Source organism: Actinokineospora spheciospongiae (assembly GCF_003182415.1).
GTDB classification, from domain to species: domain Bacteria; phylum Actinomycetota; class Actinomycetes; order Mycobacteriales; family Pseudonocardiaceae; genus Actinokineospora; species Actinokineospora spheciospongiae.
Genome location: NZ_QHCP01000002.1, coordinates 243,406 through 262,885 on the forward strand (window position 1 = coordinate 243,406; position 19,480 = coordinate 262,885).

The following is a 19,480-nucleotide window of genomic DNA, read 5'->3' on the forward strand; positions in this document are numbered from 1 at the left end:
TCCCGGTGAAGAAGTCCGGAACCGGGAGCGAGTGGCATGGCGCGCGGCACACGATCGACGGGAGCGGTGGCCTTGGCCTCCGCGGCCGCGGCGGCGCTCACCCTGGCGGGCGTGGCGGTGTTCACCGTCGGCAGCGCGGGCTGCGCGACCGCGGGCGAGTACGTCCAGCGCGGCTCCCAGGTCGAGCTGGTCGGCGGCTGCCTCGACCCCGACGACCTGCCCCGGGCCCCGGAGCCGACCGGCCACGAGCCCGGCGCCGACCCGGGCGCGGGCATCGACCGGCTCCGCCAGGTCAGTCCCTGAACACACGTGAAGAGGCCCCCGTCCACCAGGACGGGGGCCTCTTCACGTGTGCGGAGCCTCAGTCGAGGGCGTAGAGCAGGTCGCCGACCAGGTCGGTGCTGTCCTCGATGCCGACCGAGATGCGCAGGATGTCCCCGGCCACCTGCAACGGCGACCCGGCGGTGCTCGCGTGGGTCATCTTGCCCGGGTGCTCGATCAGCGACTCGATGCCGCCGAGCGACTCGCCCAGGATGAACAGCTTCGTCCGCGCCGCGATGTCCAGCGCGGCCCGCTCGCCGCCCTGCACCGCGAAGGAGACCATGCCGCCGAAGCGGCGCATCTGCTTCGCGGCGATCTCGTGCCCGGGGTGGTCGACCAGGCCCGGGTAGTAGACCTTGGTGACCTTGTCGTGGCTGAGCAGCGCCTCGACCACGCGCTCGGCGTTGTCGCTGTGCCGCTCCATCCGCAGCGCCAGCGTCTTCGCCCCGCGCAGCACCAGCCAGGAGTCGAACGGGCTGGGCACCGCGCCCGCGGCGTTGCGCAGGAACGCGAACTTCTCGTGCAGCTCGTCGTCGGAGGTGATCAGCGCGCCGCCGACCACGTCGGAGTGCCCGCCGAGGTACTTGGTGGTGGAGTGCAGCACCACGTCGGCGCCCAGGCCCAACGGGGACTGCAGGTACGGGGTGGCGAAGGTGTTGTCGATGACCAGCTTGGCGCCCGCCTCGGCGGACACCGCGGCCAGCGCGGCGATGTCGGCGATGCCCAGCAGCGGGTTCGTCGGCGTCTCCGACCAGACCACCTTGGTGTTCGGCCGGATCGCGGCGCGGGTGGCGTCGATGTCGGACAGCTCGACCGGGGTGTACTCCACGCCCCACAGCGACAGGACCTTGTCCAGCAGCCGGAACGTGCCGCCGTAGGCGTCGCTGCCGAGCACCACGTGGTCACCGGGCCGGGTCATCGACCGCAGCGCGATGTCGGCGGCGGCCATGCCGGAGGCGAAGGCCAGCCCGTGCCGCCCACCCTCCAAAGAGGCCAGTGCCTGCTCCAGCGCGCTGCGGGTCGGGTTCGCGGTGCGGGAGTACTCGTAGCCGCCGTCGCGCACACCGCCCACGCCGTCCTGGGCGAAGGTGGAGGTGGCGTAGATCGGGACGATGACCGCTCCGGTGCGCGGGTCCGGGTCCTGACCCGCGTGGATAGCCCGGGTCTCGAAGCCCCAACGCGACGTGTCTTCAGCCATGTGTCCAGGTTACGGGTCCACCGGATGGCGCCCAGTATTCGGGAGGTTTCCCACTGTGGGGAATGAAAGCCCAAAAGGGGCTAGTACGCCGATGGGCCCCGACCGGTCGGTCGGGGCCCATCGGGGAGGACTGGTGGATCACCACTGCTGCGGCGGCTGCTGCGGCTGGCCACCGGGCGGCTGCCCGTAGGGGTTCTGCTGCTGCGGCTGCCCGTACTGCCCCGGCGGCGGCTGCTGGCCGAACTGGCCCGGCTGCTGCTGCCCGTACGGGTTGTGCTGCTGCTGTCCCGGGGGCGGGCCGTACGGGTTGTGCTGCTGGGGCTGGCCGTAGCCGCCGGGGCCGGCGGGCGGCTTGGGGCCGCCGCCGAGGCCGCCGAGCGGCTGGTTCGACACCAGGAACGGCTTGGTCTGCGGGAAGAACCACAGCGCGCCCGCGGCCGTGATCAGCAGGCCGAACACCAGGATCGTGATGACGCCACCGGTGAAGTAGTACGACGCGCCCAGCACGATCGACAGGATCAACAGGCCCGCGCCACCGCCGAGCACCAGCAGGTGCGCGAAGTTCGTCTTCTTCAGGAACAGCAGCACCGCGCCCGCGAGCGCCGCGGCCGAGGCCAGCAGCAGGACGACGGCGATGATGACGCTCAGCGCGCTCGCACCGCCGACGTCACCGGCGTACCGGTTCGCCGCGGAGACGCAGGAGGCGCGCAGGTCGGGGTCGCTGAGCGTGTCGCAGCCGTCGGCCGGGTCGTAGGAAGCCGACTTGATCACCGACGACAGCGACACGATCGACAGGATCAGGCTGATCAGGCCGAGCAGCGCGACCGCGCCCTGGATGACCGTGGCGATCACGCCGGTGTTGGCGCCCTGCCCGCCCATCTGCGGCGCGTAGCCGAGGCCGCCCTGCTGGGCGAACCCGCCCTGCGGCTGGCCGTACGGGCCGGGCTGGCCGTACGGGTTCTGCTGCTGGGGCTGCCCGTACTGCCCGGGCGGCGGCTGCTGGCCGAACTGGCCCGGCTGCTGCTGCCCGTACGGGTTCGGCGGCTGGCCGAAGCCGCCCGCGGGCGAGGACAGGTCCGCGGCGCTGGGCGGCGGGGCGTACGGCGGCGACTGCGGGACCGAGCCCGGGGGCACCATCTGGGTCGCGTCGCCACCGCCGGGCTGGGCACCGGTCTGCCCCGGCTGCACGACCTGGGTGCGGTCGGACTCGTCCTGGCCGGGAACGGGCTGACCGGGGCGGATCGCCTGGGTGCGCTCCACGCCGTCGGCGCCTGCCGTGTCACCCGGGGGTGCGGTGTACTCGGGTCCGGACTGCCCCGGCTCCTGCTGGGGCTGCCCGCCCTGCCACGGCGGGTTGGGCGGCTGGGGAGCGCTCATCGGGTTCTCCACCCCTTTTGACCTGGAATGTCAGCTTGTCTGGGCGGTAACGCTATCGGATACGCCATCCGAGTGCCGGTAGTACCTCGACAGCGACGCAGCGTGCGCGCGGGCGCGGTGCGGAATGCGCGGGCGCGGTGGGCCCCGCGCCCGCGCGCCGTCACCGGCGGGCCAGGAAGCCCAGCAGGTCCTGCCGGGTCACCACGCCCGCGGGCTTGCCGTCCAGCAGGACCAGCGCCGCGTCGGCCTCGGCCAGCGCCTCCATGGCGGACTTGACCTGCTCCCCGGCACCGATCGTGGGCAGCGGGGCGCCCATGTGCCGGTCGAGGGTGTCGGCCAGTTCGGCCTTGCCGGTGAACAGCGCGTCGAGCAGGTCCTTCTCGTTGACCGCGCCGACGATCTCGGCCGCCATGACCGGGGGCTCGGCGTTGACCACGGGCATCTGGCTGACCCCGTACTCGCGCAGGATCGCCACCGCGTCGGCCACGGTCTCGGTGGGGTGGCCGTGGATGAAGTCGGGCAGCGCGCTGCTCGTCCCGGCCTTGCGGCGCAGCACGTCGCCGACGGTGGCGCCGGTGTGCTCGGGCGGCAGGAAGCCGTACTGGCTCATCCACGAGTCGTTGAAGACCTTCGACAGGTAGCCGCGGCCGCCGTCGGGCAGCAGCACGACCACCACGTCGTCCGGGCCGAGCCGCTCGGCCAGCCGCAGCGCCGCCGCGGCGGCCATCCCGCAGGAGCCGCCGACCAGCAGGCCCTCCTCGCGGGCCAGGCGCCGGGTCACCTCGAAGGACTCGCGGTCGCTCACCGCGATGATCTCGTCGGCGACGTCGCGGTCGTAGGTGGTCGGCCAGAAGTCCTCGCCGACGCCCTCGACCAGGTACGGCCGACCGGACCCGCCGGAGTACACCGAGCCCTCCGGGTCGGCGCCGATGACCTGGACCCGGCCGTCGGAGACCTCCTTGAGGTAGCGGCCGGTGCCGGAGATCGTCCCGCCGGTGCCGACACCCGCGACGAAGTGCGTGATCCGCCCGTCGGTCTGCTTCCACAGCTCCGGGCCGGTGGAGTGGTAGTGGCTGGCCGGGTTCTCCTCGTTGGCGTACTGGTTGGGCTTCCAGGCGCCCTCGATCTCGCGGACCAGCCGGTCGGAGACGTTGTAGTAGGAGTCGGGGTGCTCGGGGGCCACCGAGGTCGGGCAGACCACGACCTCGGCGCCGTAGGCCTTGAGGACGTTGCGCTTGTCCTCGCTGACCTTGTCCGGGCAGACGAAGACGCACTTGTAGCCCTTGCGCTGGGCGATCAGGGCCAGCCCCACCCCGGTGTTGCCGGAGGTGGGCTCCACGATCGTCCCGCCGGGCCGCAGCGCCCCGGACTTCTCCGCCGCCTCCACCATGCGCACGGCGATCCGGTCCTTGACGCTGCCGCCGGGGTTGAAGTACTCGACCTTGGCCAGCACGGTGGGCTTGAGCCCCGCGGCCATGGTGTTCAGCTTCACCAGCGGCGTGTCGCCGACGAGATCGATGATGTGCTCGACGTACTCCACCGGGCGCTCCTTCTGCGGTTTGATCACACCATTCGGGCCTGCCGCTCACCCTAACCGCCCACTAGGGTCGAGGCCCCGGGTCACTGTCTTCGGCGACGAGGAAACCCCTGGTTCGAGCGACGCGTCCGGAGCGACCGCCCCCGGCGGATGGAGGGCACCCATGGTCGGAACCCGGGGACTCCGGGCACTGGCGCTGGCCGCGGGCTCGGTGGGCGGGCTGTCCGGCGCGGCCTGGTCGCTGCTCACCAGCCAGTCCCGGCAGGCGCGCACGGTGATCGGCGCCCCGGTCGACCTGCCCCCCAACGCCGACGGCTGCCACCTGCCCGACGGCACCGGCCCCCTGCCCCTGGCCGACGCCCGGCACCTGATCACCCTCGCCGTCCTGGGCGACTCCACCGCGGCGGGCCTGGGCGCGGAGAGCCCGGACCTGCTCCCCGGCGTCCTGCTGGCCAGGGGCCTGGCCGCGGAGTCCGGCCGCCCGGTCCGCCTCACCACCCATGCCGTCGGCGGCTCCCGCACCACCGGCCTCGCCCCCCAGGTCGACGAGGCCCTGCGGCACCCCCCGGACGTCGCGGTCGTCATCGTCGGCGGCAACGACGTCACCGCCCGGCTCGGCCCGAACGCCTCGGCGGCCCTGCTGGCCGCCCAGGTGCGCCGCCTGATCGCGGCGGGCACCGCGGTCGTCGTCGGCACCTGCCCCGACCTGGGCGCGATCGTCCCCATCCCGCAGCCGCTGCGCGCGGTCGCCCGCCGCTGGAGCCTGGCGCTGGCCAGGGCGCAGGCCCGGGAGCTGTCGAGCACCGGGGCCACCTCGGTCCCGCTGGCCGCCCTGCTCGCCCCGCACTTCCTGGCCCGCCCGCAGGACCTGTTCAGCGGCGACCGCTTCCACCCCAACGGCGCGGGCTACGCCCTGGCGGCCGAGGTCATGCTCGCTCCCCTCTGCGCCGCCGCGGGCGTCCGCAGAGCCCGCTGACCGCGTGCCGCGGCCGCGGACGACGCCACACTTGCCGTTTGGTTACCTGCGAGTAACATCGCTGTCGTCGTGCTGCCCCGCTGAAGGAGTGCCCCCCATGCCAGAGGCTGTCATCGTCTCCGCCGCCCGGTCCCCGATCGGCCGGGCGGGCAAGGGTTCGCTGGTCGACATCCGACCCGACGACCTGGCCGCGCGGATGGTCAAGGCCGCGCTGGACAAGGTGCCCGCCCTGGACCCCCGCGACATCGACGACCTGATGCTCGGCTGCGGCCTGCCCGGCGGCGAGCAGGGCTTCAACCTGGGCCGGATCGTCGCCGTGCTCGCGGGCTACGACCACCTGCCCGGGTGCACCGTCACCCGCTACTGCGCGTCCTCGCTGCAGACCACGCGGATGGCGCTGCACGCGATCAAGGCGGGCGAGGGCGACGTGTTCATCTCCGCGGGCGTGGAGACGGTGTCCCGCTTCGCCAAGGGCAGCTCCGACTCGTGGCCGGACACGCACAACCCGCTGTTCGCCGAGGCCACCGACCGCACCGCCGCCGTCGCCGAGAAGGGCGCGTCGGAGTGGCACGACCCGCGCCAGGACGGCCTGCTGCCCGACGCCTACATCGCCATGGGCCAGACCGCGGAGAACCTGGCGCTGCTCAAGGGCGTCACCCGCGAGGACATGGACCACTTCGGCGTGCGGTCGCAGAACCTCGCCGAGGAAGCCATCAAGTCCGGCTTCTGGGCCCGCGAGATCGTCCCGGTCACCCTCCCCGACGGCACCGTGGTCGACACCGACGACGGCCCCCGCCCCGGCATCACCTATGAGAAGACGGCCACCCTCAAGCCGGTCTTCCGCCCCGACGGCCGAGTCACCGCGGGCAACTGCTGCCCGCTCAACGACGGCGCGGCGGCCCTGGTGATCATGTCCGACACCAAGGCCAAGGAGCTGGGCCTGACCCCGCTCGCCCGCATCGTCTCCACCGGCGTCTCCGGCCTGTCCCCGGAGATCATGGGCCTCGGCCCGGTCGAGGCGTCGAAGAAGGCCCTCGCCAAGGCGGGCCTGTCGGTCGGCGACATCGACCTGTTCGAGATCAACGAGGCGTTCGCCGCCCAGGTCCTCCCCTCGGCCCGCGACCTCGGCATCCCGGAGGACAGGCTCAACGTCAACGGCGGCGCCATCGCCGTCGGCCACCCCTTCGGCATGACCGGCGCCCGCATCGCCACCACCCTGATCAACAGCCTCCAGTGGCACGACAAGCAGTTCGGCCTGGAGACGATGTGCGTCGGCGGCGGCCAGGGCATGGCCATGGTCCTCGAGCGCCTGAGCTAGTCCGGGCACGCCGAACGGCCCCATCCGCCCGTGGCGGGTGGGGCCGTTCGCATGTCAGATCTTGACCACGACCGCATCGAGGATGTCGACCAGCGGTTCGCTGCGCCCTGTGTGGACATAGTGCTCGGAGGCGCGGATGTTGCCCTCGGGGAGGAAGTTCCGTCCAGTCGAGGCGCCATCCAGCCGAGGCGGAGAGTTGTCGCAAGAACGCGCGCTGCGTAAGTCCGTTCCCTTCGCGAAACGGATGACAGACGTTCAGTTCGCCGTAGTAGAAGGCGAGTCGCTTGATGAAGTGGTCCCGACGCAGGTTGGCCAGCCAGTAGTCATCCTTCAGTTGACCCAGCACAGCGGAAACCGAGTCGTTCAAGTAGTTCCAGTGCGCGAATCGGACATTGCCCTTGGAGATGTCGACCGTCCGAAAATCGCCCGCCCAGTCGTACACGTCCCGGAACAGATGGCGGTGAAAGGCCTGGAGGTGCTGGGAGTTGTACTCGCCGGGAATGGTCGTCCTCGCCAGCTCGACAAGAGGTACGGATCGCTCACGTGCGCAGAGCCCGCTCGATCTCCGCTCGGATCGCGTCGTCGGGCGATACGGTCGAGTTCGCGACAGACCTCAGCACGGCCTGCCAGTCGTCGTCGAACTCGACGCCTTCGATGGCCGCGTTCGCCGCCGCGTAGGCGACAGCCTGCTCGGGGTCGACCACCTGTCTGGCGTAGTAGTGGTGGATCTGCTCCTTGGTGATCTCTTCAGAACTCTTCTCTTCCGGGCCCGAAAGCCCTCTGGCGTTCTTCCACGGAGACTCGATGTGCGTCATGCCGGAGAGAGATTCCGCGGAGAGCTTGCCGTACTTCTGGTGAACCCAGTCGAGCGTCGCCCGTTCTTCGACATCGAGGTTGCGGGCGTCTCCGGGCCAGGCTCCGACCAAGAGCTGTCCACGGTGCTTGAGGAAGAGGGACTTCACCACCGGCCCCTGCGGCCACGCTTCGATCCTGTCCTCGAACATGGCTTGCTTGGTGCGGACCAGATGCCAGGCCTGACAGTAGTACACGAGTTTCTGGAGCTTCATCGTCGTCACCGCACCGGTCTTTTCCAGTACAGCTGCCGCCACGTCGTCGACACGCGCCATCCCAACCTCCTCTCAGCAGCACCGTCAAACCAGCGTAACCGCAGTTGAGCAGGGGTAACCACCCGACGAGACACCCTCGGGGAACAAGCTCACGCCCCGTCAAGGCCGATCGCAGCATCTGCGGGAAAAGCGAAACAGGGCGCCCGGCCGATGCCGAACGCCCTGCCCCTGGGAACGACCGCTGTCAGTCGCTGCTCTGCAGCATGTACAGCAGTCGGAGCATTTCCAGGTACAGCCAGACCAGGGTGGTCATCAGGCCGAAGGCCACGTACCACGCGAACTTGGACGGCGTGCCGGTGCGGATCATCTGGTCCGCCATGTCGAAGTCGAGCAGGAAGTTGAAGGCGGCGATGCCGATGAACAGCAGGCTGATGCCGATCGTCAGCGGGGTGGCCGTCTCGCCGCGGATGCCCATGTCGACGCCGAAGAGCGAGAGCACCAGGTTGATCAGCATCAGGCCCGCCGCCGCGGCGGTGGCGCCGATGATCCACTTGGTGAGGCGGGGGGTGACCTTGACCGCGCCGGTCTTGTAGACGACCAGCATCGCGCCGAACACCAGGGCGGTGCCCAGGATCGCCTGCAGGGCCACGCCGGGGACGAGGTACTCGAAGACCCCGGTGATCGCGCCGAGGAACAGGCCCTCGGCCGCGGAGTAGCCCAGCACCAGGGCGGGGCTCGGGAGCTTCTTGAAGATGATGACGAGCGAGAGCACCAGGCCGACGATCAGACCGATGATCATCGGCGGGTAGGGGCTGATCACCTCGCCGAGCACCGCGACGGCGGTGATGATGCCGACGACGAGGGCCAGGCCCAGGGTCATCGCGGTCTTGGTGACCACGTCGTCCACGGTCATCGGGCGGTCGTCGGAGACCGGCTGCTGGTAGCCGCCGTAGCCGGGCGCCGCCTGCGGGTAGCCCTGGGCCTGCTGCTGGAATCCCGCGTAGCCGCCGCTGCCGACCGGCAGGTTGCGGAATGCGGGGTTGCTGGTAGAACGCACCTGATCCTCCATAGGGCCTTGCTGGCGCCTTCAGGGAGTCAACGATCGACCCGGCCGACCGGTTCCCGTGGGTAAAACCCACTTTACCCACATCCGGCGCAACGACCAGCGCGAACCCGGTATTCCCGATCCGGACGCGCTGGGTGACCGGACCTGGCGCTTCCCGACCGGGCGATCCGCCATCCGGGGGCGGGCACCGCCACCCGGCGAGCGCTTCCCGGGGAAGTTTCACCCTGGCCAGTGACGGAGTTCGCACGGTCGGTGGATTGTGCGCGGTGGCCGCAGGCACCAGGGTTACCCGTGGTGCGCTCCCTGTGTCCACCCGGCCACTCCCCGTCGCCGGGTTGTTCCGCGCGCCTGCTCGTCCCTGACGTCGAGCGCCGAGGCGTGCGCTGCCGAAGGCGCGGCAAGGAGCCGATCCACCCATGGCGCGAACCACTCTCGCCGCCCGGTTGACCGCGGGGGTGTCCGGCGTGGCGCTGCTCGCCGGTGCCGCCCTCGTCGCGGGCGCCCCCACCGCCGCCGCCGCCATCCAGCAGGGCCTGGGCTACGCGACCTCGCCGTCGCAGCCGTACAAGGGCAACCCGGAGACCTCCGACTGGCTCGGCTCGTACATCGTCAACGGCAAGCAGGTCTGGTGCGTGCAGTACGCGCACCTGGCGCCGGACACCGACGAGCAGTACCAGCCCGGCGAGGCGCTCAAGACCAAGTGGGGCACGGAACTGGCCCCCGACGTCGCGGCGGACATCTCCTACCTGCTGCTGCGCTACACCAACACCAAGAGCGCGGACGAGGCCGCGGCGCTGGCGCACCTGCTGCACACCTGGACGGCGGCCCCGCAGAGCCCGGACCAGCTCAGCCCGGAGGCGGACTTCCGCAACGTCGCCTACGACCCGTCGTTCCACCTGTCGAAGCTGCCCGCGAGCGCGCAGACCACCGTCGACAAGCTCAAGGCCGACGCCACCGCCAACCACGGCCCGTGGACCACGAAGATCACCAAGCCGAGCGCCGCGCAGGTCATCGGCACGCCGGACAAGTGGACCGTGGAGGTCCGCAACGCCGCGGGCAAGGGCGTGTCGGAGGTCCCGGTGACGATCAAGCTCACCGACGCCACCGTCGAGGGCAAGGCCGAGGTGGCGCTGGCGACCCGGGCGGACGGCTCGGGCATCGACCTCGCGGTCACCCCGACCGGCCCGAACCCGGCCGTGGCGATCTCGCTGCTGAGCCCGGCGGACCGGCCGGTGGTGCAGCAGGCCGTGCAGGTCGACACCCAGCGGGTGGTCAGCACCGGCGGCGAGAAGCCGCTGACCGCGACCGAGAAGGTCACCGCGGTGACCGCGCCCGGCGCGGTGAAGGTCGCCAAGGTCGACGACAAGACCGGCAAGGGCATCGCGGGCGTGCGGTTGCGCGTCACCGGCCCGGACAAGACCGCCCCCGCGGTCGGCCAGGACGGCAAGCCGCTGGTGGGCACCGACGGCGCGGCGGTCGTCGTCACGACCGGCGCCGACGGCACGGTGGAGGTCCCGAACCTCAAGACCCCGCAGGACGTCTGCGTGGTGGAGGTCGCGGCGGCACCCGGCTACGAGCAGTCGTTCAACCCGGCCGCCCCACCGGCGAGCTGCGGGAAGCTCGAACCCGGCAAGACCCTCGCCCTGGCGCTGACGAACACGCCCAACACCCCGACCGTCCCGCACGTGATCCCGGCGGGGGACAGGCCCGCGAACGCGGCGGCGGTCGGCGGCGGCCCCTCCAGCGGTCTGCTGGTCGCGCTCGGCGGCCTGGTGCTGCTGGCCGCGGCGGGCGGCGGCTTCCTGTTCAAGACCGCCCGCGGCAAGCGGGTCGTCAGCCGGAGCATGCGCCGCGACTGGGGGCACTGACCGGTCATGGCACGGCGGAACCCACGGTTCGCCCCACCCGCGGCAGCGGGTGGGGCGGGCGTGCTGATCGTCCTGATCGGCGCGCTGTCGGTGGCCGGACCGACCCGGGTCGAGGGCATCCCGTTCGCGGGCGCGACCGCGCCGCCGCGGTCGCTGCCGGACGTCCGGGCCGCCGCGGCCAAGAGCAAGGACGTCTTGGCCGACCTGACCAGGGCAACCCCCACCGCGGCCCCACCGCCCGCCGCCGCGCCGACGACAACGGCTCCCCCGGCCGCCCCGCCCGCCGCCGCGCCGCCGCCCGCGCAGAAGCCGCCCGCCAAGCAGCCCCCCGGCCAGCGACCGGGCACGGTCAAGCTGGCCCACGGCGGCACGGCGACGCTGGTGCGCGAGGAACTCGGCCCCGGCGCGACGCTGCCGGTGCCCACCTCGCTGCGCGAGGCCACCTGGTGGGGTGCCGGGCTCGACGCCTCGACGGGGGCGACGGTGCTGGCCGGGCACGTCAACTGGAGGGGCCAGACCGGCCCGTTCGCCGAGCTGTGGGACACCCGCGTCGGCGACGCGGTGACAGTGGTCGGCGCCGACGGGCGGACCTTCGCCTACCGGGTCGCCAAGATCGACACGGTGGCGAAGGACGACCTCCCGGTCCGCGCGGAGGAGCTGTTCGGCCAAGCCGGCCCGCACCGCCTGGTCCTGGTCACCTGCGGCGGCCGCTGGGTCGGCGGGCACGACGGCTACGAGTCGAACCAGGTGGTCACCGCGGTCCCCGCCTGACCCTGTGGACAACTGTTCGCCACCACCGCGCACCAGTGCGATGCCCGTCCCCGGAGCCGGCAGGAGCGGGGGGACGATGGCGGCACAGGTGATCATCGGGACGGCCGGATCGACCGGTACCCACATCAGAGTGATGCTTCCCCCGGGCGCCCACCGCGACCCCCCACCCGGGTACCGTCAACAGCATGGCCTTCCAGCAGGAACGTGACGCTGACCCCGGGTTCGCCGTGGTGCGGAACGGGTTCGACCGCAGCCAGGTGAAGGAGTACGTGCGGACGGCCGAGGCCGCCGCCGAGCGGTCCGAGGCCCAGGTGCGGGAGGCCAGGGCCGAGGTGGCCGAGCTGTCCGGGCAACTGGAGCTGGCCCGGCGGGAGATCGACGCGCTGACCGAGCGGCTGGACAAGATCGGCACCGCCGCCGCGGCGGCGTCGGCCCCCAACGCCGGGGAGCGGGCCGCGCGGGCCGTCGTGGTGGCGAAGGCCCAGGCGAACGAGGTCAACGCCCGCGCCCAGGCCGCCGCCGAGACCGCGTGGACCGCCGCCGAGGAGGCCTCCACCGCCCTGCGCGACCGCTACCGCAGGCTGCTGGCCGACCTCGACACCCAGCACAACGAGCTGCACGGCGCGCACAAGAGGGTCATGGACGAGGCCCGCGCCAAGGTCACCGCGATGACCAAGGTCGCCGACCAGCGCCAGAAGGACATCGACGACCGGGCCGAGCGCGAGCGCCAGCGCCTGGAGCAGCAGTTCCAGGAGCAGCAGGCCGAGCGCCGCGCCGCCCTCGCCGAGGAGATCGAGAGCAACCGCGCCGCCGCCGAGCGCGAGGCCGCCCGCCTGGTCCAGGAGGCCACCGACGAGGCCGACAAGCGCATCGCCGCCGCCACCAGCGTCGTCGAGCGCCTGACCGCCCTGCGCGAGCAGCTCGCCACCCGCCTGCGCGGCACCAACGACCTGCTCACCCGCAGCGTCTCCCTGCTCGAACCCCTCGACGCCGAGGCCGAGTTCACCGCCGAGACCCCCGAGGACCTGGCGGACCTCCCCCCGGTCAAGCGGCCTGCCCCCAGCACCCCCTGACCCCGGCGCGGGTCACCGGGGAACGATCCCCTCGTCGTCGGAGAGGCCGCCGCTCGGTCCGCCGTCTCGCAGCGGGCTGAGGAGTCCGGACCGCGGGCCCGCCCAGGTCGGTCCACGGCTTTGACCCTCGACCGACGTGCGGCTCCGTACCATGCGGAGGTGCGCATGGTGCTGTCGTGGCTTCTGGGGATCGGTGGGCTCGTGGCGGTCGGGTTCGGGGTGACGCGGCCGTGGTTCGAGGGCCGCCGGGGCACCGAGTTGCCGGTCGCGGACCTGTTCGGCGGGGTCACGCGGGACACCGCGTCGCTGCTGACCTCGCTGGCCGCGCCGATCGCCGTGGCGGGGCTGGTGTCGCTGTACGGGTTGCTGCTGTCCCGGGGGCTGGCGCGGGTCGGCGGGGTGCTGCTGGTGGCGGTCAGCCTGGGGTGGGTGGCGCAGGCGCGCGAGGTGGTGTCGCTGGGGTCGCTGGAATCCGGGGTGTGGAACACGGTGTGCGGCAGCCTGCTCGTGCTGGTCGGTGCCGCGACGGCGCGCAAGTCCTAGGAGTCCTGGGAGCTCTGGACGTCGAGGACCACTCGGCCCGGGCGGCGGTCGGTGCAGACGAGCATCGAGTCCGTTGTGGACACCAGGTTCAGCCTGCACGTGCCGCAGAACCCCTGTTGGCAGGAGTAGACCGTCCGCGGGCGGGCGCGGCGCAGGGCCGTCAGCGCCGACTCGTCGGCGGCGACGGGGACGACGGGGCCGCCCGGACCCAGTTGCAGTTCGAACGGTTCGCCGTCGACCACCGGCGGCGGAGAGAAGCGCTCGCAGTGCAGGGCGCCGGACCAGTGGGCCTTGATCGCGTCGAGCATGGGCGGCGGGCCGCAGGCGTAGACAGTGGTCCCGGGCCGGGCTCGGGTCAGGAGTTCCGGCGCCGCGGGCACACCGGTCAGGACCGTGACCCGGTCGCCGTGGGGTTCGAGTTCGGCCAGGAACGGCATGGTGGCGCGGGAGCGGCCCGCGTAGACGAGGTGCCAGTCGGTGGCGGCGCGCAGCATCGGCAGGATCGGGGTGATGCCGATGCCGCCCGCGATGAACAGGTGGGGTCCGGGGCCGACCAGGGGGAACGCGGTGCGGGGGCCGCGCACGACCAGCGGGGTGCCGACGCGCACCGCCGAGTGGACCTCGCCGGAACCCTCCCCGACCAGGCGCACCGCGATCCGGTAGGAGGCGCGATCGGCCGGGTCGCCGCACAGCGAGTACTGCCTGCGCAGGCCCGACGGGAGGCGGACGCCCAGGTGGCAGCCGGGCCGCCACGGCGGCAGCGGGTCCCCGGAGGGCGCGGTGAGGGTCAACGAGACCACCCCGTCGGCCTCGACGCGGCGGTCCGAGACCACCACGAGCAGGTCGCGGTCGACCGCGGGGACGGGGCGACCACGGCGCACGCTGCGCTTGCTCAACCACAGGTGCGCCGCGACGACCGGGCGCAGCAGCCGGTACATCCGATCCGGCCGCGCCCGGCCGTAGAGGTCCGGCGGCGCCACCGCGGGCGGGGGCGTCCTCATCACCGCGCTGCCGCCCTGGCCGCTGGGGAGGTGGCGAGGTAGGCGACCGCCTCGTCCGTCGTCCCGTCCTGGCTCGGGTGGTACGTGCGGGGCAGGTACTGCCAGGTGGCGCGCAGCAGGCCCGCCAGGTCCGGGAGGAGGCCGCGGCGGGCGGCCCGGTGGGCGTCGCGGAGGCGGGCGGGGCCGGGGCGCAGGGGGTCGTTGCGCATGAGCCAGCGGGTGCAGCGGGCGAACAGCCACAGCAGGACCGGGCCCGCCACCGCCATCGTCCGGACCCGGCGCGACCAGCGGCCGTCGAGGTGCGCGTACAGGTCGAAGGCCACCGAGCGGTGTTCGACCTCCTCGGCCCCGTGCCAGCGCAGCAGGTCGACCATGGTGGGGTCGGCGCCCGCGCGCTCCAGCGGGGCCCGCAGGACCCAGCGGCCCAGGACGGCGGTGAAGTGCTCGATGGCGGCGATCATCGCCAGCCGCTCCAGGAGCCACTGGTGGGCCACCGGGGCGGGCAGGTCGCGGTCGCCGAGGAGGGTGCGGAAGAGCCACGACACCTGGTCCACGAACGGCGCCGGGTCGAGGCCCTGGGCGGCGAGGTGGTCCGCGGCGCCCTGGTGGGCCTCGGCGTGCACGGCCTCCTGGCCGATGAAGCCGATGACCTCCTCGCGGAGCTTGTCGTCGCGGATGTGCGGCAGGGCCTGGCCGAAGACGTGCACGAACCAGCGCTCGCCCTCGGGCAGGACCAGGTGCAGGGTGTTCATCACGTGCGTGGCCAGCGGTTCGCCGGGCACCCAGTGCGCGGGGACGGCCGACCAGTCGAAGGTCACCGCGCGCGGGGCGAGCACGAGGGCGGGTTCGGGCACGGGAGCCTCCTCCAGCCGGTCACGAGCCGATCGAGTGGGACCCGCCGTCACCGGATCACGTCCAACCGGCCCAGGCGGCGCATCAGGCCGGGGGCGAACCGGGACAGCACGCGGCCGACCTTGGCCTCGGGGGTCACCGGCACCACCGCGCTGTCGCGCTCGACCGCGCGGACGATGTCCTCGGCGACCCGTTCCGGGCCGAACCCGCGGCGGGCGTAGGCCCGGCCCGCCTTGCGCCGCAGGCGCTGCTGCTCGACGTCGTCCACCCCGGCGAAGCGGGTGGTGTTGGTGATGTCGGTGGCGACGATGCCCGGGCAGATGGCGCTGACCCCGATGCCGTGCGCGGCGAACTCGGCGCGCAGCGACTCCGACAGCGCGAGCACGGCCGCCTTGGTCGCCGAGTAGGCGGGCAGGGCGCGGCTGATCGTGTACGCCGCGGCGGAGGACAGGTTGACCACGTGCCCGCCCTCGCCCCGCTCGACCATCATGGCGCCGAACGAGCGGCAGCCGTGCACCACGCCGAGCAGGTTCACGTCCACGACCCGTTGCCAGTCCTCCTCGGTGGTGTCGAGGAACGCCCCGGCCACCCCGATCCCGGCGTTGTTGACCACCACGTCCGGCACGCCGTGCTCGTCGGCGACGTCCTCGGCGAAGGCCTGCACCGCCGCGGCGTCGGCGACGTCGACCCGGTACGGGTAGGCGGCGGGGCCGATGTCGGCGGCGGTCCGCCGGGCGGCGTCGCCGTCGACGTCGGCGACGACGACCTCGGCGCCGCGGGCGGCGAACGCCTCGGCGGTGGCCCGGCCGATCCCGCGCGCGGCCCCGGTGACGACGACCAGGCGGTTCTCGAAGCCCCGCTCCGGTGCGCCCGCCCTGGCCCGTTGCAGGCCGCGGGTCATCGGCGCCCCGCCGACGTGGTCGACGAACTCCTCCACCATCCGCGCGACCGCGCCCGGGTGCGACGTCGGGGCCCAGTGCGAGGCCCGCAGCGTGCGCCGCCACAGGCGGTCGACCCAGCGCTCCAGGTCCTCGGCGAGACCGGCGGTGACGAACCGGTCGCGGGTCGGGATGACGACCTGCACCGGCACCCGGGTCCGGCGCGTGCGCGGGGAGCCCAGGCGGGGGAACACGTTGGCCCGGTAGAGCTGCACGCCGTGCGCGGCGTCCGCGCCGATGGTCGGCGCCGGGTGCCCCGGCACCCTCGGCACGCCCTCGACGCGGTGCAGCACCGCACCCCAGCGCGGCCCGAGGAACGAGCGCCACAGCAGGGCGGGCAGCACCGGGATGTGGAAGAAGTAGATGTACCAGGAGTGCGCGAGCTGCCCGAGCGCCTGGCGCAGGTTCGCCGGGGTGGGGGCGGCGAGGCGGCGGCGCATCCAGTGCCCGACGTGGTCCAGGCACGGCCCGGAGATCGAGGTGAACGAGGCGATCCTGGCGTCGGCGCGCGGGTCGGTGACCGCCTCCCAGGACTGGATGGAGCCCCAGTCGTGCGCCACGACGTGCACCGGCCGGTTCGGGCTGACCGCGTCGGCGACGGCGAACAGGTCCTCGCCCAGTTCCGGCAGCCGGTAGGCGGCGCGGCGCCGGGGTGCGGTGGACGCCCCCGCGCCGCGGGTGTCGTAGCGGACGACGTGGTGGTTCTCGGCGAGCCGTTCGGCGACGCCGTCCCACATGGCGTGCGTGTCGGGGTAGCCGTGCACCAGCAGCACCGTCGGCGAACCGGGGTCGCCCTGCTCGAACACCGCGAGGTCGACCCCGCCCTGGTGCACGGTCCGCCGCCGCACTCCGGTGATCGACGACCGAATCGGCTCAGTACCCACGGCGACCCCCGGGCGTCGGCAATGTGAACGGCGTTACAGGACGGGCCGAACGTTACAATGCCCATTGTCACGGTGCAAGGGTCGATCCGGTCCGATCAGCCCTGCTCAGCCGCCGCGCGCTCGGCCATGGCGACCAGCCGGTCGCCGATGATCTCCGGGATGACCCGCCGCGCGGACCGGTCGACCGCGGCCGACAGGGCCGACATGACCAGCGGGTGCAGCCGGGAGATCACGTCCGCGTAGTGCGGCAGCTCCTCGCCGCTGGGCAGCCAGTCCGGGCCCTTCGGGTCCAGCACGTAGCGGCGCACCAGGCCGATCAGCAGCCCGGTGATCCGGTCGGTCTCGGTCTGCAGCTCGGCCGCCAGCGCCAGCGCCTCGGCCAGCGGGACGTCCAGCCTGACCAGCTCGTGCCCGGCTTCGAGCAGCCCGGGGCTGGGGGCGACGAACTGCGCGCCCCGGCGCTCCAGCACGCCCAGCTCCAGCGCCCTGCGGAGGTTGGCCGGGGTGAGCTGGGTGCCGAACATGCGCACCAGGTCCGTCATCGGGACCACGGCGGGCCGCTCGTGCGACCAGGCCGCGCCGGTCGCCTCCTCCAGCCCGAGCACGTCGGCCAGGCTGTGCCCGGCGGTCCAGGCGTCGATCATCTCCTTGATCTGGGCGAACGCGTAGCCGCGGTCGAGCATGTTGCGGATCAGCCGCAGCCGGGCCAGGTGCCCGTCGCCGTAGATGGCGGTGCGGCCGCGGCGGGCCGGGGGCGCCAGCAGGTCGCGGTCCTGGTAGACGCGGATGTTGCGCACCGAGGTGCCCGCCGCCCTGGCGAGGTCGTCGATCCGGTACTCAGCCACCGGGTGAGCCTAGTTCGCGCCGGGGACCACCGGGAGTTCGGCGCGACCGGACCCCGGGCGGGTCGGCGGGCGCGGATCTCCGACTCCGGCGGGCGCGGCACGACTCCGCCTTATCGCGGAACGCGCCGCGAAAACAGCGGATGACCGGATTAGGCCATAATTTCACAGGCAAGAACCAATTGCGGTGATTTGACCACCAAGGGCGGCCACCGGGTCATGTGGACGTCCTCAGCAGACCGCACCACCGTGGGAAACCATGCGCGCACACTGACTCTGCGTGAGTGATCGGCTCCATGTGGTGCCCCCGACCGGATTCGAACCGGCACTCGACCCCTTTTAAGGGGGCTGCCTCTGCCTGTTGGGCTACGGGGGCGAACGCAGCCTAAGGCGCGGAAACAAATCGCGGGAACAGTTTCGGAGAGTTCCGCCCGGGTGGCCCAAGTCCTTGGGCCGTTTGCCGAATCAGCCCTTGGAGACTCGGGCGAACTCCGCCTTCGGGTCGTTGATCTGCCCCATCGAGATGACCTCGCGCCGGAACAACCCACCGGTTAACCAGTCGAGGGTGATCCGGACCTTGCGGTTGAAGGTCGGCATCGCCTTGACGTGGTAGGCGCGGTGCATGGCCCAGGCGACGAAGCCCTTGGCCTTGAAGTTCATGACGTCGCCGACGCCCTTGTGCAGGCCGAGGCTGGCCACCGAGCCGATGTTCTTGTGGTAGTAGTCCTTGGGCTTGCCGCCGCGCAGCGAGGCCACGATGTTCTTGGCCAGCAGCCGCGCCTGGCGCACCGCGTTCTGCGCGTTGGGGGCGCAGATGGCGGTCGGGTCCTCGCCGGTGCGGGCCAGGTCGGGCACCGCGGCGCAGTCGCCCGCGGTCCACACGTCCGGCAGGCCCTCGACCTGCATGGCCGCGGTGGCGCGCAGGCGGCCCTGCTTGGTCAGCGGCAGGTCCGAGTTGCCCAGGACCGGGCTGGACTTGACGCCCGCGGTCCAGACGATGGTGTCGCTGTCGAACTCGGTGCCGTCGGAGAGCTGCACGTGCCCGCCCTCGAACGACTTGGCCAGCGTCGACAGGTAGACCTCGATGCCGCGCTTCTCGAGCTGCATCACGGTGTAGACGCCCAGGCTCTCGCGCACCTCGGGCAGCACCCGCCCGGCGGCCTCGACCAGGACGAACCGCAGGTCCTCCGGCTCGACGTTCTTGTAGTACTGGGTGGCGAAGCGGGCCATGTCCTCCAGCTCGCCGAGCGCCTCGATGCCCGCGAAGCCGCCGCCGACGAAGGTGAAGGTGAGCAACCGCTTGCGCAGCTCGGGGTCGAGCGTGGAGTCGGCCTCGTCGAGCTTGGTCATCACGTGGTTGCGCAGGTAGATGGCCTCGCCGATGGTCTTGAAGGCGATGCCCTGCTCGACCAGGCCGGGGATCGGCAGCAGCCGGGCCACCGAGCCCAGCGCCACGACCAGCACGTCGTAGCCCAGCTCCTCGGTGTGCCCGTCCGGCGCCTCGACCGTGACGACCTTGCGGGCGTGCTCGATCGCGGTGGTGCGGGCGGTGATGACGTGGCAGCGCTTGAGCGCGCGGCGCAGCGGCACGACCACGTGCCGGGGCTCGATCGCGCCCGCCGCGGCCTCGGGGAGGAACGGCAGGTAGGTCATGTGCGGCTGCGGGTCGACGACCGTCACGGAGGCCTCGCCGGAGCGCAGCTTGCGCTGCAGCCCGAGGGCCGCGTAGAGGCCGACGTAACCGCCACCGAGGATCAGAATCCGGGTGGGCTCCGACTTACCGTTCGCCATGGGTCAATGGTCGCACCGGGGAGCGATCCCCGCGAGCCGCCCCCACCCGGGTGTGAC

18 protein-coding genes and 1 tRNA gene are annotated in these 19,480 nt (G+C 72.6%); 7 read left to right on the forward strand and 12 right to left on the reverse strand.

The features are described from left to right. The first annotated feature begins 66 nt into the window (after nt 1–66). Nucleotides 67–303: a hypothetical protein gene (locus DFQ13_RS04755; protein WP_052021850.1), complete on the forward strand. Its 237-nt coding sequence runs from the start codon at nt 67–69 to the stop codon at nt 301–303. Between the two features lie 58 nt (nt 304–361). Here the strand turns inward: DFQ13_RS04755 and DFQ13_RS04760 are convergent, their stop codons facing one another. The 3 genes from DFQ13_RS04760 to DFQ13_RS04770 all read right to left on the reverse strand — a co-directional run bounded on the left by DFQ13_RS04760 (nt 362) and on the right by DFQ13_RS04770 (nt 4,436). Beyond that, a complete protein-coding gene (locus tag DFQ13_RS04760; protein ID WP_035288033.1) occupies nt 362–1,519 on the reverse strand; it encodes a cystathionine gamma-synthase in 1,158 nt (385 codons plus the stop codon). 138 nt (nt 1,520–1,657) lie between these two features. Beyond that, nucleotides 1,658–2,896, reverse strand: a complete 1,239-nt coding sequence (locus DFQ13_RS04765) for a hypothetical protein (RefSeq protein WP_110078965.1) — start codon at nt 2,894–2,896, stop codon at nt 1,658–1,660. A gap of 160 nt (nt 2,897–3,056) precedes the next feature. Further along, nucleotides 3,057–4,436, reverse strand: a complete 1,380-nt coding sequence (locus DFQ13_RS04770) for a cystathionine beta-synthase (protein WP_110079288.1) — start codon at nt 4,434–4,436, stop codon at nt 3,057–3,059. Nucleotides 4,437–4,596: 160 nt separating this feature from the next. On the opposite strand from DFQ13_RS04770, the gene DFQ13_RS04775 reads away from it, so the two are divergent. Then, entirely contained in the window at nt 4,597–5,409 is an 813-nt protein-coding gene (locus DFQ13_RS04775) for an SGNH/GDSL hydrolase family protein (protein WP_110078966.1), read from the forward strand. 97 nt (nt 5,410–5,506) lie between these two features. After that, nucleotides 5,507–6,727: an acetyl-CoA C-acetyltransferase gene (locus DFQ13_RS04780; RefSeq protein WP_110078967.1), complete on the forward strand. Its 1,221-nt coding sequence runs from the start codon at nt 5,507–5,509 to the stop codon at nt 6,725–6,727. On the opposite strand, the gene DFQ13_RS35900 is transcribed toward DFQ13_RS04780, so the two are convergent. The 3 genes from DFQ13_RS35900 to DFQ13_RS04795 form a co-directional block, all read right to left on the reverse strand. Further along, nucleotides 6,630–7,337, reverse strand: coding sequence for a Fic/DOC family protein (locus DFQ13_RS35900; protein ID WP_084176309.1), 708 nt, complete (start codon nt 7,335–7,337; stop codon nt 6,630–6,632). The genes DFQ13_RS04780 and DFQ13_RS35900 overlap by 98 nt on opposite strands. Further along, nucleotides 7,267–7,854, reverse strand: a complete 588-nt coding sequence (locus tag DFQ13_RS04790; RefSeq protein WP_035288023.1) for a Panacea domain-containing protein — start codon at nt 7,852–7,854, stop codon at nt 7,267–7,269. Before DFQ13_RS04790 ends, DFQ13_RS35900 begins: the two co-directional genes overlap by 71 nt. Nucleotides 7,855–8,038: 184 nt before the next feature. Further along, on the reverse strand, nt 8,039–8,851 hold the full coding sequence (locus DFQ13_RS04795; RefSeq protein WP_035288021.1) for a Bax inhibitor-1/YccA family protein: 813 nt from the start codon (nt 8,849–8,851) through the stop codon (nt 8,039–8,041). Nucleotides 8,852–9,276: 425 nt separating this feature from the next. Between DFQ13_RS04795 and DFQ13_RS04800 the strand changes: the two genes are divergently transcribed. The 4 genes from DFQ13_RS04800 to DFQ13_RS04815 all read left to right on the forward strand — a co-directional run bounded on the left by DFQ13_RS04800 (nt 9,277) and on the right by DFQ13_RS04815 (nt 13,115). Then, a complete protein-coding gene (locus DFQ13_RS04800; RefSeq protein WP_110078968.1) occupies nt 9,277–10,728 on the forward strand; it encodes a SpaA isopeptide-forming pilin-related protein in 1,452 nt (483 codons plus the stop codon). A 6-nt stretch (nt 10,729–10,734) separates the two neighbouring features. Next, nucleotides 10,735–11,499 (forward strand): class F sortase, encoded by a 765-nt coding sequence (locus DFQ13_RS04805; RefSeq protein ID WP_110078969.1) that lies wholly within the window; start codon nt 10,735–10,737, stop codon nt 11,497–11,499. Nucleotides 11,500–11,684: 185 nt separating this feature from the next. After that, entirely contained in the window at nt 11,685–12,572 is an 888-nt protein-coding gene (locus DFQ13_RS04810) for a coiled-coil domain-containing protein (protein WP_110078970.1), read from the forward strand. A gap of 159 nt (nt 12,573–12,731) precedes the next feature. Further along, the gene (locus DFQ13_RS04815; RefSeq protein WP_146241101.1) at nt 12,732–13,115 is read left to right on the forward strand and encodes a hypothetical protein; all 384 of its coding nucleotides are present in this window, start codon (nt 12,732–12,734) and stop codon (nt 13,113–13,115) included. Here DFQ13_RS04815 and DFQ13_RS04820 read toward each other — a convergent pair. The 6 genes from DFQ13_RS04820 to DFQ13_RS04845 form a co-directional block, all read right to left on the reverse strand. Beyond that, complete coding sequence (locus tag DFQ13_RS04820) at nt 13,112–14,116, reverse strand: PDR/VanB family oxidoreductase (protein WP_110078972.1); 1,005 nt, start codon at nt 14,114–14,116, stop codon at nt 13,112–13,114. The two genes, DFQ13_RS04815 and DFQ13_RS04820, sit on opposite strands and share 4 nt — an antisense overlap. Then, nucleotides 14,116–14,970, reverse strand: coding sequence for a metal-dependent hydrolase (locus tag DFQ13_RS04825; RefSeq protein WP_110078973.1), 855 nt, complete (start codon nt 14,968–14,970; stop codon nt 14,116–14,118). The genes DFQ13_RS04820 and DFQ13_RS04825 overlap by 1 nt, the downstream gene beginning before the upstream one ends. Nucleotides 14,971–15,017: 47 nt before the next feature. Continuing rightward, complete coding sequence (locus DFQ13_RS04830; RefSeq protein ID WP_233438267.1) at nt 15,018–16,754, reverse strand: SDR family oxidoreductase; 1,737 nt, start codon at nt 16,752–16,754, stop codon at nt 15,018–15,020. A gap of 131 nt (nt 16,755–16,885) precedes the next feature. Continuing rightward, entirely contained in the window at nt 16,886–17,635 is a 750-nt protein-coding gene (locus tag DFQ13_RS04835; RefSeq protein WP_110078975.1) for a MerR family transcriptional regulator, read from the reverse strand. Nucleotides 17,636–17,931: 296 nt separating this feature from the next. Continuing rightward, a tRNA-Leu gene (locus tag DFQ13_RS04840) sits at nt 17,932–18,008 on the reverse strand. Nucleotides 18,009–18,097: 89 nt separating this feature from the next. Then, the gene (locus tag DFQ13_RS04845) at nt 18,098–19,423 is read right to left on the reverse strand and encodes an NAD(P)/FAD-dependent oxidoreductase (protein WP_035288003.1); all 1,326 of its coding nucleotides are present in this window, start codon (nt 19,421–19,423) and stop codon (nt 18,098–18,100) included. Between the last annotated feature and the right edge of the window lie 57 nt (nt 19,424–19,480).